Consider the following 15473-nt stretch of genomic DNA (forward strand, 5'->3'; position numbering starts at 1 on the left):
TGACACAACTATGATTAGAGGGTCGCTGAGAGAGTAAATAACGGGATAAGGCACCGCTCCCTCTATAGGCCTCGTCTCATTACTTGGATGAGGGCAGGGGAGCGGTGCCATGTGTTTCAGCCACAATAGTCAGTGGCGGCAACCAGAAACGATCGATCCAATAGTGAGGAGAGAAACGAGTTGCTTTCTCCCTACTCTTCGTAGCGGCGAAGCGCAATAACCGCGTTATGTCCGCCGAAGCCGAAGGAATTGGACAAGCCGATGGTAAGTTCGGCTTGCCGCGCCACATTCGGCACATAGTCCAGATCACAAGCCGGATCAGGCGATTCCTGATTGATCGTCGGCGGAATGATGCCTTCTTGCAGACTCTTCACCAGCGCGATCGCTTCCGCGCCGCCCGCCGCGCCGAACATATGGCCAATCATGGACTTGTTGGCCGTCACCGGAATGCTGCGGGCATGCTTGCCGAACAGTCGCTTGATGGCGGCAGTCTCGGAGCGGTCGCCAAGCTCCGTGCTGGTAGCATGGGCGCTGATGACATCGATTTCCTCCGGCTGCAGCTCGGCACTGCGAAGCGCTTGCTTCATCGCGAGGTAGGCGCCTGTTCCTTCCGGATGGGTGGCGACCATATGGTATGCATCGGAGCTGGCGCCATAGCCGATCACCTCGGCATGGATACGAGCACCTCTTTGCAGAGCGTGGGACAGCGACTCCAAGATGACGATACCGGCACCCTCGCCCATTACGAAGCCATCGCGTCCGGAATCGAACGGCCTGCTGGCTCGCGTCGGATCGTCATTGCGCGTCGACAGCGACGTTGCATTGCCGAAGCTGGCGAGAGAGATGTCAGTGATAGCCGCTTCCGCACCCCCTGCAACGACGGCATCGGCTTCCCCGGAGCGGATCAAGCGCCAAGCTTCGCCGATTGCCGTATTGCCGATCGAGCAAGCCGTGACGGGAGACAGCGTTGGGCCGGTGAAGCCGTACCGGATACTAATTGTAGCTGCAGCCATATTAGAAATAAGCATCGGTACGAGCGTAGGACTGACGCGCTCCGGCCCTCTCTCCGTCAGCACCTTGGCTTGTTCGAGCAGCGTCCCGATGCCGCCAATGCCAGAGCCGACATATACACCGATGCGCTCTTTGTCCGCCTGATTGAGGTCCAGCCCCGAGTCCAATAACGCATCCTCTGCAGCCGCAAGGGCGAATTGGGTAAAGCGGTCCATCCGCCGCGCTTCTTTGCGGCCGAAGCGTCCCTCTGCATCGAAGTCCTTTACGAGTCCGGCAATTTTGGTTTTATGTCTGGAGGTGTCGAAGGCATCAATGACGCCAATACCCGACTCACCCCGAATCAATCGCTGCCAAAAGGTTTCTGTGTCGTTGCCGAGCGGCGACAGCACACCCATTCCAGTAATAACGACTCTCTCCATTCAGTCTCCTCCTCCTTGGTTTGTTTCCTGAATTGAACCTAGTGTGTCATAGATGTTATCCTATTACCAGTTTTCGTTTATACTAGTATTAATAGCACTATGATAATAGCTTGGAGGAATACACCATGAATTCTGAAGCGAGACTGCATGCCTTATCCGAGTTTCTAAAAACCAAGCGTGCGATGCTTCGTCCGGAGTCGTTCGGCATGATAGCAGGGTCCCGAAGAAGAACGCCGGGGTTGAGGCGGGAAGAGGTCGCCCAGCTTGCCGATGTCAGCTTGACCTGGTATACATGGCTGGAGCAGGGGAGAGATATTCGCGTATCTCCATCCGTCTTGAACAGTGTAGCCAAAGCGTTACAGCTTAATGAGGATGAGCGGAAATATATGTTGACCTTGGCGTTGGAGTCAGACAACGAGCAGCCGGAGCCGGACATCGCATCTCCTGCCGTCCCATCGTCGCTAAAGTATATTATTGATGAGCTGAGGCATTGCCCGGTGATTGTATCGGATCGTCGCTGCGGAATCGTGGGCTGGAATGACGCGGCAGCCTATGTCTTTCTGGATTTCGCTGAAGTGCCGATAAACGAGCGGAATATGGTTAAGCTGCTTTTTGCCAGAAAAGAGCTTCGCAGGCTTGCCGCCAATTGGGAGCAATTTGCGGGCGGCTTCCTTGCGATGTTCCGTTCTTATTACGGCCAATACGTCAAGGACGAATGGTACGAACAATTTATAAGCGAGATGAAAGCCGGCTATCCGGACTTCACAAGATTATGGGAGCATAGCGGGGTTAGCTACGCACCTGAGGTTTCTCTTGAATTTCGCCATGCTCAAGCGGGGAAGATGCTGTTCCATTTGACTTCCATGCAGGCACAGGGCAGCTCGGAGCTGCGTTGCAGCATCTACACACCGGCGCCGGGTTCGGCAACAGAATCCAAGTTAAGACAGCGGCTGGCTCGCAAAGAAAGCTACGGTAGCCATGATCAGCAGCATGACCCCGGTGAACAATAAAAAAATGACGAGCCAGACTGCAATCAGTCGGCACGTCATTTTTTGCTGAAATGTAACTTACACACGTAAGCAGATCCCGCTGCTTATTGGAATAACAGTAGTGATAGAAAAGCTGTACTACTTAACGAATTTGGCCGCGAATCTCTCCGTCCGGATTCTGTCGAGTATGCACGTTCACATAAGCATTGCCGCGCTCGAACTCGCGAATCAGGCGGCGAATCGAAGATCCGGCCAAAGGTCCTACAAGATCGCTGTCTCGTAATGTGCCGGTAATGACACCGCGTCTGAACGATATGCCTTGATTGTTCGGGCCGAACAGGAACGCGACGACAGGGCCGTTCTCGCCCGGGCGTCCCAAATGGATATGGGCGGCAGTAGCTCGTCTGATATTCCGAAGGACAAGCCGGAATCTAAGGCGGCGATTGCGTCTGTTCCCGTTATTGCGATCTTCTTCATTGCGGTTATTGCCATTGCGCCGTTCGATTTCACGGAAAATCACATTGCCGGAAGCGTTCGTACGTACAGGCGGCACTTCATTCCGTCCCCTAAGGAAGGCTCTGAAGGTTGCGATAGGACACTCCTCCTTTGCGGTTCATACTGTAGCGTATTCACCAGCAAGCGGAGCATCCTGTTTTCCTGTACCCGAGGCGTGAATGGATTTTCATAGATTGTGTAAACGAAACACCATGCAGCTACTGGACTAAAGTTTCCGGATCAGTGTAGACATTGTTCACTAGCATCTGAAATTTCAAGTGCGTTCCCGTGCTTTGGCCAGTCGAGCCTATAGTTCCAATTTGCTGTCCTTGTTTCACTTCCTCACCCGCTTGTACAACAATATCACTCAAATGGCTGTACACCGATTGGACATCAGCGGCATGAGATATGACGATTTGGTTGCCTTCTGCGCTTCCATATCCGGCTATCCCAATGACGCCATCTGCCGCGGCATATACCGGAGTCCCCTCTTCATTGATAATTTCAATGCCATTGCTGGTCTGCGTTTCATTCTTGCTTATCTTTTTCGTATCGCCAAAATGCAATGCAATGCGACCTTCCGCCGGGAGAATATACGAGTCGCTCGCTAAAGCATATGGAGGCTCGGCATCTTGCGAGTTGCTGTCTGAAGCCGGCTGTTGCTTGGCGTGAATCGTCACACCGGAGAAAATAGCGATGGAGAAAACAGCAACAATAATAGCAGCTTTTATGGTAAAAGCAGGTTTCTTTTTCATGGCGATCATGGTAACTCTCCTTTTTATAAGTTTGGTTTTTCCCGAGATAAAGGGAATTAACGCATTTTGTCTGGAAGATGGCATTAACTCAAGCACTTTAATCATAGCGCTGCCGTAGCTTTTTTTATCAACCATGCCAGTAGCCAAGGCGTCACAAGACAGTTCTTGATCTTCCCGCATTCTGAGCCAAGCGAGCCACATGAACGGGTTGAACCAATGCAAGAGGAGGAGTAACGTCATAAGTCCATTCCAAAATGCATCCCTTCTTCGGATATGGATAAGCTCATGCAGCAAGATGCATGTCCAATCTTCCTTATCCAATTGGCCGATCATGCGGGCAGGGATAAGTATTTTAGGCCTCCACCAGCCATAAGTGGCAGGCGTTGAGATGTGAGCTGTCATTTGAAGCTCCACACGCATCCCTATATTCAACTGCTTCTTGCATGCGGTTAGCCATTCCAATAGGATAGGCGGCACCTCTACGGGTTTTTCAGAGGCCAGCATCCGTCTCCATTTGAAATAGATATAGCCAAAGATAAGCATGAGGATGCCAACACCGGCGAGCCATACGTGGAGCAGCACATCCTTCCAGAGAATCGCTTTGGACTGATAATTTGTCGCTGGCTGTGATGCCATCACACTTTGATTATACGGAGCGTCCTGCGCAGCATCTACGATGCGTCCATCGTAAAGGCCTATACCGCCTTCTTGAAACGCGCCCACAGGGAAAGACAAACTTATAAAATCTACAGACGGAACCCAGGGAGAAAGAAAACGAATCAGCATGACGAGCCATAAGAAATAGAATATCCTGGCGGAAATCTGATAGCGCAGCAAACTTCTTGCGGTCATGAGAATGAGTGTGGCAAGCACGGCTGCCGGAGTAGCAGCCAGCGTCCAGTTGAATAAGTCAGCGAGCAGGAAGGGAACTCCCATTACAGACTACTCCTTCTCATTCAAAATGCGTTTAAGCTCTTGAATTTCTTCTTTCGTAAGCTGTTCATCCTCCAGGAAATGAATAAGCATGGGGGCAGGCGCCCCTTTGTAAAACCGCTGCAAAAATGACTTGCGCTCTGAACGGTAGCATTCATCCTCGGACAGGGCAGGGGAGTAATAATAGGTTTTTCCCTCCGCTACAAATGAGACGGCTCCCTTTTTCAATAATCTGCTGATGAGCGCTTTGATCGTCTTCGGCATCCAGGCCTTGTCGTCTTCAAGCGTCTCAATGACTTCCTGTGCAGTGATAGGGGATTTGCGCCATAATACGGTCATGACCTCCCACTCCGCCTCGGAGATGGATGGAATTTTGCGCATGCTGAAACGCTCCTTTCAAAATGAATTACACGTGTAATCCTTAATAGATTACATCTGTAATCGTATGTTGTCAACTTCTGTAATTATAGATTCATAATCGTTGTGACTCCGTCCCTTTTTATTCGCGTGATTCAGAAGGTATAATGGTGTAGATATCATATAAGCTGGAAGGAGAATCGTTATGAAGTATAGACGTTTGGGCAGTACGGGGCTGCATGTGTCGGTTATCGGCATCGGAACCTGGCAGTTCGGCGGAGAGTGGGGCCGCGAATACACGCAAGCGGAAGCAGATGCAATTCTGGATAAAGGGCATGAGCTCGGCATCAATCTGATCGACACGGCGGAATGCTACGGCGATCACCTGTCGGAGAGCTTGATTGGCGATTATTTGAGCCGGAGAAATCGCGAGGATTGGATCGTCGCGACCAAGTTCGGCCATCACTTCCATAACCTTTTCACGCGTACAGACGTGTATGATGCTGCTGGTGTAACCGCTCAGCTCGACGCTTCGCTGAAGGCGCTGAAGCTGGATTACATTGATCTGTATCAATTCCATTCCGGGCCGGATGTCGCATTCGATAATGATGAGCTTTGGACGACGCTGGACAAGCAGGTTCAAGCGGGTAAAATTCGTTTCCTCGGTACGTCGATCGGCAAAAATAACAATTTGCATCAAACCGATGCGTCAACAAGCGTGAATTCTCGTACGATTCAGGTCGTGTACAACCGCTTGGACCGCAATCCGGAGGAGGAGGTCTTCCCGTCCTGTGAACGCCAGGATCTTGGTGTACTTGCCCGCGTACCGCTTGCGAGCGGATACTTAAGCGGCAAATACAAACCGGGCGCGGTATTCGCAAATAATGATGTGCGCCATCGCCATGATGCCGAAGCGACACGCCAGAGGCTGGAGGAAGTGGAGCGTATCGCCCGCGAGGAAGTGCCTGCCGGTGTAGATATGGCGAGCTGGGCGCTGGCATGGTGTCTGAAGCATCCGGCAGTAACGACTGTTATTCCAGGCTGCAAGGACCCGGCTCAAGTCGAATCCAATGCGCGCGCAGCAGAACTTCTGACGGAGCCTCATCAGCAAGACGTGGCCGGCAAATAAGAGTTAGTTACGAAGATGACAAGAAGCTCTTGATTCCTTATGCATGAAGGAATTGGAGGGCTTCTTTTCTTTTTGCAAATCGGCCATACGGATAAATTCATAGACTTTCTTCGCGAATTAATTGCAGAGCTAACCGGACTGCCGAACGCTTTTCATAATCGAAAATGCCCTGGGCACCTTCATATAGCTTAGGTCAATCAGACACTTCTGGTTGGCCTTTTTGGACAGGGTGCCAGAGACTCATTTTTTTCGGTGGAAATCGATAATTTATGCTATATTTGGGTTGATATGCCGCTATAAAGAAGATCAATAGATGGTTAAGGGGGCTTATATGGATCTCTTTCTCAAAGATTTTCTTTTGAATGTGCTCATTATCTCATCCCCATTCGTTCTGTTCCCCTATCTGTACAAGTTGAAAAACCGTCTGTTTTATTATCGTCTGCTTCTGTACTTCGTTTTCGCGCTGTCTATGATCGTCACCATGTGCTTCCCTGTAAAAGTCAGCGGCTTCAATTATGACTTCCGATCCATACCGCTCACGATCGGCTCCTTGTACGGGGGTAGCGTCGTCGCTCTGCTGCTCTATGGCACGCTTATTACCGTTCGATTTTTTTTAGGAGGTCCGGAAAATGTAGTCTATACCCTCTCTATCTTGCCTACTTTTCTTCTTGTCTATATTGCCATTCGCAAATTCCAGCATGCATCGCTAGCCTGGAAGATTGCGTGGGCCGTCATCCTCAGCATCCTCATCAAATTTATTACGCTTGTTCTGTTTCTCACGTTTACGAATCAGCTGCAGCTTTTGTTCAATAAGCCACTTCATACGCTGACTACATATGCCATGCAAGCCTTTATCTCCGGTATTACAGTCTATACAATGGAATTTTTGAACAGGCATTATCATATGCAAGAAGAAGTTGTGAAGAGCGAGAAGATGCGGCTTGTCAGTGATATGGCAGCATCGGTAGCTCATGAAATTCGAAATCCGTTAACGGCTGTGAGGGGGTTTATCCATCTGCTCGGTTCACCAGGCATTCAGCCGGAAAAGAAAGAATTCTATAAAAACATTTGTTTCTCCGAGCTGGATCGGGCGGAGCATATTATTGCGGATTATTTGTCGCTGGCCAGAACGGATCCTGAGCTGCTGGAAGCGATTGATGTAAATGTCGAAGTCGAATACTTGTCGAACATTCTGCTTACCTATGCGAATTTCAATAACGTTCATCTATCCGTTCAACTGTCGAAGGGAGAAGCGCCGGTAACGATGGGTGACCGGTATAAGTTTCGCCAGGCGCTGATCAATATCGGAAAAAACGCGATTGAGGCTATGCCGAACGGTGGAACGCTGGAGCTTGTAACCGAATGCCGCAACGACACGGCAACGGTAATCATTCGCGATACGGGCAGCGGTATGTCTGCCGATCAGCTGAAGCGTCTTGGCACGCCTTATTATTCGACCAAGGAGAAGGGGACGGGTCTCGGTACGATGATATCCTTCAGCATCATTAAGAAGATGCACGGCAAGATCGATGTGAGAAGCGAGGTTGGCAAGGGAACTCGCTTTATGCTTGATTTTCCCCAGCATAAGGTCGTAAGTGTGATATAGAAGGATGTACGAGGGTAACTTTCGGCGACATCGGGTCTTCCTAAGAAAAAATTTTCGGAAAAATAGGGGAAATCTATTGACGATCCTCAGTATATCCGATAGGATTACTTGTATTAAAGCGATGAAAGAATGAGGCAGAAGGAGAGAGTTAAAGCATGTTTAAGAAAAATAAATTAAGCGTTGCTCTTGTGCTATTGCTGGCGATCGTAATCGCGGCAACAGGCTGTGGAGCGGATCCCGGCAAATCTTCCGGAGGTTCCGTGAAAGAGGTAGAGAATCTGCCTGCAGCTTTGAAAGAAAAGGGCGATATTAAAATTAAAGTTATCCGCAAAATCGGCGGCGACGATCATACAGCACAATTCCTTGCAGGCGCGAAGCAAGAAGGCGAAGCGCTGGGCTTTAAAGTCGATACGTTCTCGGCGAACGGCGACACGGCGAAGTATCTGGACGCAATCGAACAAGCGGCTAACAGTGATGTAGACGCGGTTGTCCTGTCCCATGCGGAGGATGCAGCGGTAGTTGAACTGGCGCAAAAGCTGAGAGATAAAGGTATTGAAGTAGTCGCCTTTGATTCCATCGGCGATCTGGGTACGATAGAAGGCGTGACGCTGACATCCCAGAAGGATGAAGCGTTAGCGCAATACGCACTGGACGAGCTGGTGAAGCAGCATGGCGAAGAAGCGAAGATCGTATATCTGTGGGTAGACGGCTTCCCGCCAATGGTTCGCCGCAACCATGTCTATCAAGACGTATTGGCAAAGCATCCGGGCATCAAGGAAGTAGGCCGCTTTGGCGTTGCTAATGACAACACAACGGTTGAAACGCAAAACGCGGTAGCTGCCATGCTGACGCAATATCCGAAAGGCGAGATCGACGCGATCTTTGCCACTTGGGACGCATTCGCCATCGGCGCTACTCGCGCTCTGGTAGAAGCGGGACGCACAGAGATCAAGGTCTATGGCATCGACGTATCCAATGCCGATCTGCAAGCGATGCAAGAAGAGAATAGCCCGTGGGCAGCTACGGCTGCTGTAGACGCGAAAATGATTGGTGCGGTTAACGTACGTATCGCAGCGAAGAAGCTGGCTGGCGAAGAGACGCCTGCAACCTTCGATCTGGATGCGGCTCTCATCACGCAAGAGGAGCTGAAGAAGTCGAGCGAAGCGGTGAACGTTGTAACGCTTGCGGACATTATTCCAGGCTGGGGCACGACGGATGCTTTTGAAGAAGATTGGATGAAAGCACTCAAGAAAGCTAACGCCAAGTAAGCTTGCAGGATGCTATAATAGGACAACATACAGGCGCCCTTATCCGATGGATGGGGGCGCTCAATCCTGTTTGGAGAGGGAGGTGCGCCTCTTGGCGGATCACAATAGAACGCGACTGGAGATGAAAGGCATCTCGATTGCCTTCCCCGGAGTACAGGCACTGACCGAGGTGGATTTCCATACGGAGAGCGGAAGATCACATGCGCTGATCGGCGCAAACGGAGCAGGCAAATCAACATTGATGAAGGTGCTGTCCGGCGCCTACAACCATTATACAGGCGAGATTTTGCTGGATGGTCAGCTTGCCAATATTCGCAGCCCCAAGGATGCGAAGGGTTATGGCATTCAAGTTGTCTATCAGGAAGTGGATACGGCACTTATCCCGAATCTGTCTGTTGGCGAAAATATTATGATGGAGCATACCGTACACGGCATGCGCGGCAAGCATATGGTCAACTGGAGACAATTGCACCGGTCGGCGCAGGCGGTATTGGACCGATTGCGGGTGAAGGTGCCAACGAAGAAGTTGGTCCAAGAATTGACGCTTGCAGAGAAACAGATGGTACTCATTGCCCGGTCTGTCTCGATGGAGTGCAAGTTTCTCGTACTGGACGAGCCTACCGCGCCGCTTAGCATTAGCGAGACGGAGGCGCTCTTCTCTCTGGTCAGGCTGCTGAAGTCGGAAGGCGTCGGCATCATCTTTATTTCGCATCGACTGCCGGAATTGTACGAGATTTGCGACGATATCACCATTATGAGGGATGGGCGGTTGGTTACGCGCGACGAGATTGCGAAGCTGGAGCAGCAGGATATTGTAGAGCATATGCTGGGAGCCAAGCTCGATGGTCAATTCCCTGAGCGGTGGAGCCGAATTGGCGAGGTTGCGTTTGAAGCCAGGGAAATCTATGACAGCGGCAAGGTGAACGGGGTTTCTTTGTCCGTTCGGAAAGGCGAGATCGTGGGTCTGGCAGGGTTGGTAGGAGCTGGAAAGACGGAGCTGTGCCGAGCGTTGTTCGGTGCGTCGGAGACAGCAAGGGGCGATCTGTTCCTCCATGGCGCCAAGCTGAATGTGCGGAGTCCGCATCAGGCCGTCCGCAGCGGGCTGGCGTTGGTGCCGGAGGAGCGACGCCGCGAAGGCATCTTCGTCGAGGAGTCGGTCGTGGTGAACGTGACGGCTGCCAGTCTCTCCAAATATGCAAACGGCGCATCCTGGGTTAGCAGCCGGAAGGAGCGTATCGCAGCACAGGAGATTATTCACAGTCTTGGCGTGAAGACGCCGGGTCAGCAGGCCAAGGTTCGTAACCTGTCCGGCGGCAACCAGCAGAAGATTGCGATTGGCAAGTGGCTGCTGACAGACGCGGATGTCTATATCTTCGATGAGCCTACGAAAGGCGTCGATGTAGGTGCCAAGCGGGATATCTACAATCTCATTGCGGAGCTTGCAGGCAAGGGCAAGAGCATCTTGTATGCCTCTAGCGAAATCGCGGAGATTATGGGCATTACGGACCGCATCTATGTGATGTACGATGGGGCGATCTTGAAGGAGCTGGATACGGCTCGAACCAACGAAGAAGAAATTATGCTGCACAGCACGGGGGGCTTAATCATATGAACAAGGCCAACACGATTCGGCCCAGCCGAGGCGGAGGAACATTCCAGTTTTTCTACAAATATGGAACCTTAATTACGATCTTGCTGCTGATTATCTTTTTCGGCGCAATGACAGACAGTTTTTTGAACTATACCAATATTATTAGTATCCTTCGCTCAATCTCGATCGTAACGATTATTGCTATCGGCTTAACAGTATCGCTGGCTGTCGGAGGTTTTGACTTATCGGTTGGCTCCACCGCCTCTGTTGCGAACGCGCTAGTTATGTCGTTGTTTGTCTGGCATGGACAGAGTATTGGCGTTAGTCTGGCGATTACGATCTTCTTCTGCTTGATCGTAGGCTTGGTGAATGCGTTCTTGGTCATTAATTTCAAGATACAGGATATGCTCATGACGTTGGCGACCATGTTTATTTTCCAAGGGCTGGCGCTTACGTATACTAGGGGCGCGACCATCTCGCAAAACATGATTATGCCAAACGGCGATTTTGCAACGGGTGTCATTCCGAAAGCGTTCGGCAACCTCGGCAAGGTGCCGTGGATCATTATCATTATGATCGTTGTCGTGCTGCTTGTGCATATCTTCCTGACCTATACGAAGCATGGCCGGTATATGTATATGATCGGCGGGAACGTTGAGGCGGCCAAGCTGTCCGGCATTGCGGTGAGCAAGTACCGATTGCTGGCGTACCTCATTTCCGCGTTGTTCGCGGGCATCGGCGGTATTATTCTGGCATCGCGCGTCATGACGGCAGAAGTGAATGCCGGTGGATCGTATCTCATGGATGCGGTAGCTGCCGCCTTTATTGGCTACTCGGTGCTGGGCGCGGGCAAGCCCAATGCATTCGGCACGTTCGTCGGCGCCGTCCTGATCGGCATCTTGTCCAACGGACTCGTCATGATGTCGATTCCCTATTATTCGATGGATATCGTAAAAGGCTCTGTCCTGGCGCTAGCGCTGGCCATTACGTACTATAAGCGCAAACATTAGCATTGGGAGGCGATAGCAAATTGACCGGGTCTGTGGTTTCCTGCGGTTAAGTAAGAGCTAGACGAGCCCAATGTAAAAAAATGCCCCTCACATGCGAAGTCTGCATAAGTGGGGCATTTTTTAATGGAATAAGAGTTCTTTACGCTATGATGTGCAGCAAAGCCTCATACACCGAGAACCTCGGCCACAATCTGCTGCTTAGCCTTCCAATTCGGTGAAGTCTTTCCGATGGCGTTCGTAATCGGGCAGGCTGCACTCGATCTTCATGCGTGTGCCGCCTTCTTCGTAGCTGGTTTCCAAGACATTGGCACGCTCATTGAAGTAGGCGACAAGACGTCCCTGATCGTATGGAATCAAAATATCTTTCTGAACGTAGTCGTTGAAGATATGCTTCTTCACGACCTCTACAAGCTCCGCAATACCTTCGCGTTCCTTCACCGACATATACACACTGCGTTCGGTTGCCACAGGATAGGCATGCTCAGTCAGATCGCACTTGTTGTAAGCATAGACGGTCGTAATGTCTCCCGCTCCCAACGCATCAAGTGTCTCATTCGTCACACTAACGAGCTGTTCGTAGTCCTCGTGAGCATAATCCACCACATGCACAAGCAAGTCGGCTTCCGTCACTTCCTCTAGTGTGGATCGGAACGCTTTGATCAAGTGATGGGGAAGCTGGCTCACGAAACCGACCGTATCAGTCAGCAGGAAGGACTTATTGTCGGGCAGATCGATGTTTCTGACGGAAGTCTCAAGAGTAGCGAACAACATATCCTTGGCAAAAACTTGCTTGGTTGTCTCGGGATCGAACGTCTCCAGAAAGGCGTTCATTAAGCTGGATTTGCCCGTATTCGTATAGCCGACAAGACAGACGACGGGCACGTCGTTTTTCTTCCGTTGCTTCCGCTGCTGCTGACGTGTGGCGACGAGCTTCTCCAGCTCTGCTTGCAAAGCGGTAATCCGTTCTTCAATCCGCCGCCGGTCAAGCTCTAGCTTGGTCTCCCCGGCGCCTCTGTTTCTAAGCCCGGCGCCACCGCCGCCGCCCTGTCTGCCCAGCGAGGCTCGCAGACCGATGAGTCGCGGCAAGGAATATTGAAGTCGTGCCACTTCAACCTGCAACTGGGCTTCACGCGTTTTGGCGCGTTCTGCAAAAATGTCCAGGATGAGCATCGTACGGTCCATTACGACGCATTCCAGCTCGGACTCCAAATTCCGGATTTGAGAAGGGGAGAGCTCGTGGTTAAAGATGGCAAGCTCTATCTCATGTCCTGCAAGCAGAGCCTTTAGCTCCTGGATTTTGCCTGTTCCGATATAATGCGATGGATTGACCCGATCCGCTTTCTGATTTAATTCATCCACGACATCAATATAACGAGCGGCGGCAAGATTGCGCAGCTCCAGCATGGAATATTCAAAGTCTGTATCCTTCTGGAGCTGGACACCGACGACGATCGCTTTTTGAACCAATTGTTCCGTTAATTCTTGCATAGATTCAACCTCCTAATAATCGTAAATAGTATCAAAAAAACACAGGCAGACGGCCTGTGTTCACATTATCGCAAGAGGAGATCAGCATCGGTAGAGGATATAAATCCTCATCACGGATGAATGAATGGTCTTCTATAGCTAGCATATACAACGTCCGTCCCATACGATGACATGTCTCGCTGATGGCAGAGCACAGCATACCGTATGAAAGAGAGGGGTTGCTTCATATGTCTTGCTATAGATGGTTACGATGAATGTAGACAGACCAATCCTGAGTCCTCTGCGCACAGGCAGAGCTTCGGCGCTATTCAATTAGCCGCGCAAAGACCTAACTCGGATGTAATCATTCACCACGTAACCCTCCATTCCTTGGAATGAACCAAGTGTAGCATAATCGCAAATCTGGATGCAACCGGCGGATGAGACATTTCTCAGTAATGTTTAATTATAATCATTTCTTTCTTTTTCATTGTGTGCCGATTGAGGGTTCAGCGGGATCAATCCATTGTTCCGCCCAGCCGGCAATATTGGAGAACAACGGGGATAATGCTTGTCCCTTCTCTGTAAGCGAATATTCGATACGGACAGGCATCTCCGGGTAGACATCACGGCGAATCAGCCCTTCCGCTTCCAACTCCTTCAGCCGATCTGACAGAACCTTTCCGCTTAGATTAGGAAGACTGTTATCAATATCGGAAAAACGCTGGGGACCGGACAAGAGCCGGTAAATAATGAATGCAACCCATCGTTTGCTTAATAGTTCGACTGCTTTCTCGAATCGTGCGCATAGTTGCTTCTGTTCCATACTTGAACACCCTTTCTGTCATTCTATTATAGTACCAGTATCAGAATGGGACAATGCAAGGGTCTTAGCAGATAAAAAAGAATTGACGCGTGCTCACAAGGATCATAAACTAAGTTACAAATAGTAAGTAAATAATATGAGGTAACGAAAGGCGGTGCAATCATGAGCTTCGCATTGTGGGCTATTCAAATTTTTGTTGGACTCATGTTTCTTATGGCGGGTGTTATGAAGTCAACGATCAACGAGAAGTCGAGGGAGAAGCTTCCCTGGACAAAAGAGTATTCGGACGGCTATGTTCGTTTTGTCGGTATTTCGGAGCTGCTGGGCGGGTTAGGTCTTATTCTCCCTGGCGCACTTGGTATTGCGACCATACTTACACCTATCGCCGCCGCAGGACTTGCCGTCATTATGGTGCTTGCGATCGTATTCCATGTGAAACGCAAGGAGAATCAGGCCATTGGGATGAATGTCGTGCTGTTGCTGCTTGTATTGTTCGTCGTTGTTGGAAGGCTGTGGATCGCACCCTTTTAAGGTTGCAGGATATATGGGATCATGTTACATTATTAGTAACAAATTGAACGCGGAGGCACCGTGACTTCAGGACATTGTTCTGTTAGACACGGTGTTTTTTTATTTCCTTAGGAGGTGTAAGAGATGGATATACAAACCCGGAATACGTGTCCGCACGCTCCGATCCAGCTTTTTTTGGAAAAAACACATCCTGCTGAGATCAGCGCGTTGATGGGCTACTTGCAATATGACGGAGACGGCGCGGACGGGTATCGCTATCGGAACAAGGTTACGCGTTCCTTGATCGTAGTAGACAGGAATGGTTCATTGGTCTCATGCGACAAGAATGCTCTGCATACAATCGCAATCTACAAGAGTGTCTTCCCCAAGCGGAAATACAGGAGGAAAGAACAGCGGGCATAAGGAGCGTTGATCATAAGGAATCAATGCCGGTTTGGAACAGTTGCGAATGTAGATCAATTGGACATGGGACACTGCTTTATGCGACAGAAGGACTAATGAATGCGGTTGCTACCGAAACATTGTGACTTTCGGCGCGTCTATTCATACATAAGGCTGATGAGTGAAGGAGAGATAACGATGAAATGGATTCCCGCGGCAAGAAGCGGTAAGTGGTGGGGTATCGCGGCAGGATCAACTCTAATCGTCGGCGCGGCGATATGGCTCATTCGTTTTGTGCATATGGGACAAGCCTTCACAGGGGTACATGCCTTTCGAATGCTGCTGCTGGCAGCCATAGTATCATTCGCTTTTAGTACAGCCGGTTGGTTCGGAGCACGCTGGATATGGGGATTTTCAAATGTAGGATTACTTGCAGGGCTTGCAGCTATGGCCTTATACGGATCGGAAAAGACAGGCTGGGAAGACTTGATCAGCTTCCTCTCCTTCCTGATGGTTACGATCGGCGGCATTGCCGTCGGCATCGTTGCGGAGGTTGTTGCGGCAGTCATACGTTACAGGAAGATTAGATAGAGACAAGAGGGGTTGGGAGCAGCCCTTCTTTTTTTATTGTAAGAATAGACATATAAAGCTTAATAATACGCCTAGTGATGGACGGCGAGGGTGCCGTATAGTGTAAGTGACCGG

General features: G+C 50.4%; 15 protein-coding genes. 9 read left to right on the forward strand and 6 right to left on the reverse strand.

The window, feature by feature from the left end:
- Positions 1-191: 191 nt before the first annotated feature.
- Entirely contained in the window at positions 192-1430 is a 1239-nt protein-coding gene (gene fabF, locus DX130_RS17435) for a beta-ketoacyl-ACP synthase II (RefSeq protein ID WP_116047557.1), read from the reverse strand.
- A gap of 125 nt (positions 1431-1555) precedes the next feature.
- Here fabF and DX130_RS17440 point away from each other — a divergent pair, with 125 nt between their 5' ends.
- Positions 1556-2440 (forward strand): helix-turn-helix transcriptional regulator, encoded by an 885-nt coding sequence (locus DX130_RS17440; protein WP_116047559.1) that lies wholly within the window; start codon positions 1556-1558, stop codon positions 2438-2440.
- A gap of 121 nt (positions 2441-2561) precedes the next feature.
- Here the strand turns inward: DX130_RS17440 and DX130_RS17445 are convergent, their stop codons facing one another.
- The 3 genes from DX130_RS17445 to DX130_RS17455 form a co-directional block, all read right to left on the reverse strand.
- Positions 2562-3011 carry a CHRD domain-containing protein gene (locus DX130_RS17445; protein ID WP_116047560.1) on the reverse strand — a complete coding sequence of 150 codons (450 nt, stop codon included), beginning with the start codon at positions 3009-3011 and terminating at the stop codon, positions 2562-2564.
- A gap of 121 nt (positions 3012-3132) precedes the next feature.
- Positions 3133-4605 carry a M56 family metallopeptidase gene (locus DX130_RS17450; RefSeq protein WP_116047562.1) on the reverse strand — a complete coding sequence of 491 codons (1473 nt, stop codon included), beginning with the start codon at positions 4603-4605 and terminating at the stop codon, positions 3133-3135.
- A 6-nt stretch (positions 4606-4611) separates the two neighbouring features.
- Positions 4612-4983, reverse strand: coding sequence for a BlaI/MecI/CopY family transcriptional regulator (locus tag DX130_RS17455; protein ID WP_116047563.1), 372 nt, complete (start codon positions 4981-4983; stop codon positions 4612-4614).
- A gap of 181 nt (positions 4984-5164) precedes the next feature.
- On the opposite strand from DX130_RS17455, the gene DX130_RS17460 reads away from it, so the two are divergent.
- From DX130_RS17460 to DX130_RS17480, 5 genes are all read left to right on the forward strand, one after another.
- Complete coding sequence (locus tag DX130_RS17460; protein ID WP_116047565.1) at positions 5165-6088, forward strand: aldo/keto reductase; 924 nt, start codon at positions 5165-5167, stop codon at positions 6086-6088.
- 331 nt (positions 6089-6419) lie between these two features.
- Positions 6420-7694, forward strand: a complete 1275-nt coding sequence (locus DX130_RS17465; protein ID WP_165861338.1) for an ATP-binding protein — start codon at positions 6420-6422, stop codon at positions 7692-7694.
- A gap of 155 nt (positions 7695-7849) precedes the next feature.
- Positions 7850-8962 carry a sugar ABC transporter substrate-binding protein gene (locus DX130_RS17470; RefSeq protein ID WP_116047568.1) on the forward strand — a complete coding sequence of 371 codons (1113 nt, stop codon included), beginning with the start codon at positions 7850-7852 and terminating at the stop codon, positions 8960-8962.
- A gap of 121 nt (positions 8963-9083) precedes the next feature.
- On the forward strand, positions 9084-10574 hold the full coding sequence (locus DX130_RS17475; RefSeq protein ID WP_116047840.1) for a sugar ABC transporter ATP-binding protein: 1491 nt from the start codon (positions 9084-9086) through the stop codon (positions 10572-10574).
- Positions 10571-11563, forward strand: coding sequence for an ABC transporter permease (locus DX130_RS17480; protein ID WP_116047569.1), 993 nt, complete (start codon positions 10571-10573; stop codon positions 11561-11563). Before DX130_RS17475 ends, DX130_RS17480 begins: the two co-directional genes overlap by 4 nt.
- Positions 11564-11761: 198 nt before the next feature.
- Here the strand turns inward: DX130_RS17480 and hflX are convergent, their stop codons facing one another.
- Entirely contained in the window at positions 11762-13051 is a 1290-nt protein-coding gene (gene hflX / locus DX130_RS17485; RefSeq protein WP_116047571.1) for a GTPase HflX, read from the reverse strand.
- A 466-nt stretch (positions 13052-13517) separates the two neighbouring features.
- Positions 13518-13856, reverse strand: coding sequence for a winged helix-turn-helix transcriptional regulator (locus tag DX130_RS17490; RefSeq protein ID WP_116047572.1), 339 nt, complete (start codon positions 13854-13856; stop codon positions 13518-13520).
- Positions 13857-14018: 162 nt separating this feature from the next.
- Here DX130_RS17490 and DX130_RS17495 point away from each other — a divergent pair, with 162 nt between their 5' ends.
- The 3 genes from DX130_RS17495 to DX130_RS17505 all read left to right on the forward strand — a co-directional run bounded on the left by DX130_RS17495 (position 14019) and on the right by DX130_RS17505 (position 15359).
- Positions 14019-14387, forward strand: a complete 369-nt coding sequence (locus tag DX130_RS17495; protein WP_116047574.1) for a DoxX family protein — start codon at positions 14019-14021, stop codon at positions 14385-14387.
- Between the two features lie 123 nt (positions 14388-14510).
- Entirely contained in the window at positions 14511-14789 is a 279-nt protein-coding gene (locus DX130_RS17500) for a hypothetical protein (RefSeq protein WP_116047575.1), read from the forward strand.
- Positions 14790-14966: 177 nt separating this feature from the next.
- On the forward strand, positions 14967-15359 hold the full coding sequence (locus DX130_RS17505) for a hypothetical protein (RefSeq protein WP_116047577.1): 393 nt from the start codon (positions 14967-14969) through the stop codon (positions 15357-15359).
- Positions 15360-15473 lie beyond the last annotated feature (114 nt).

It is taken from the genome of Paenibacillus paeoniae, from assembly GCF_003388735.1.
GTDB classification, from domain to species: domain Bacteria; phylum Bacillota; class Bacilli; order Paenibacillales; family Paenibacillaceae; genus Pristimantibacillus; species Pristimantibacillus paeoniae.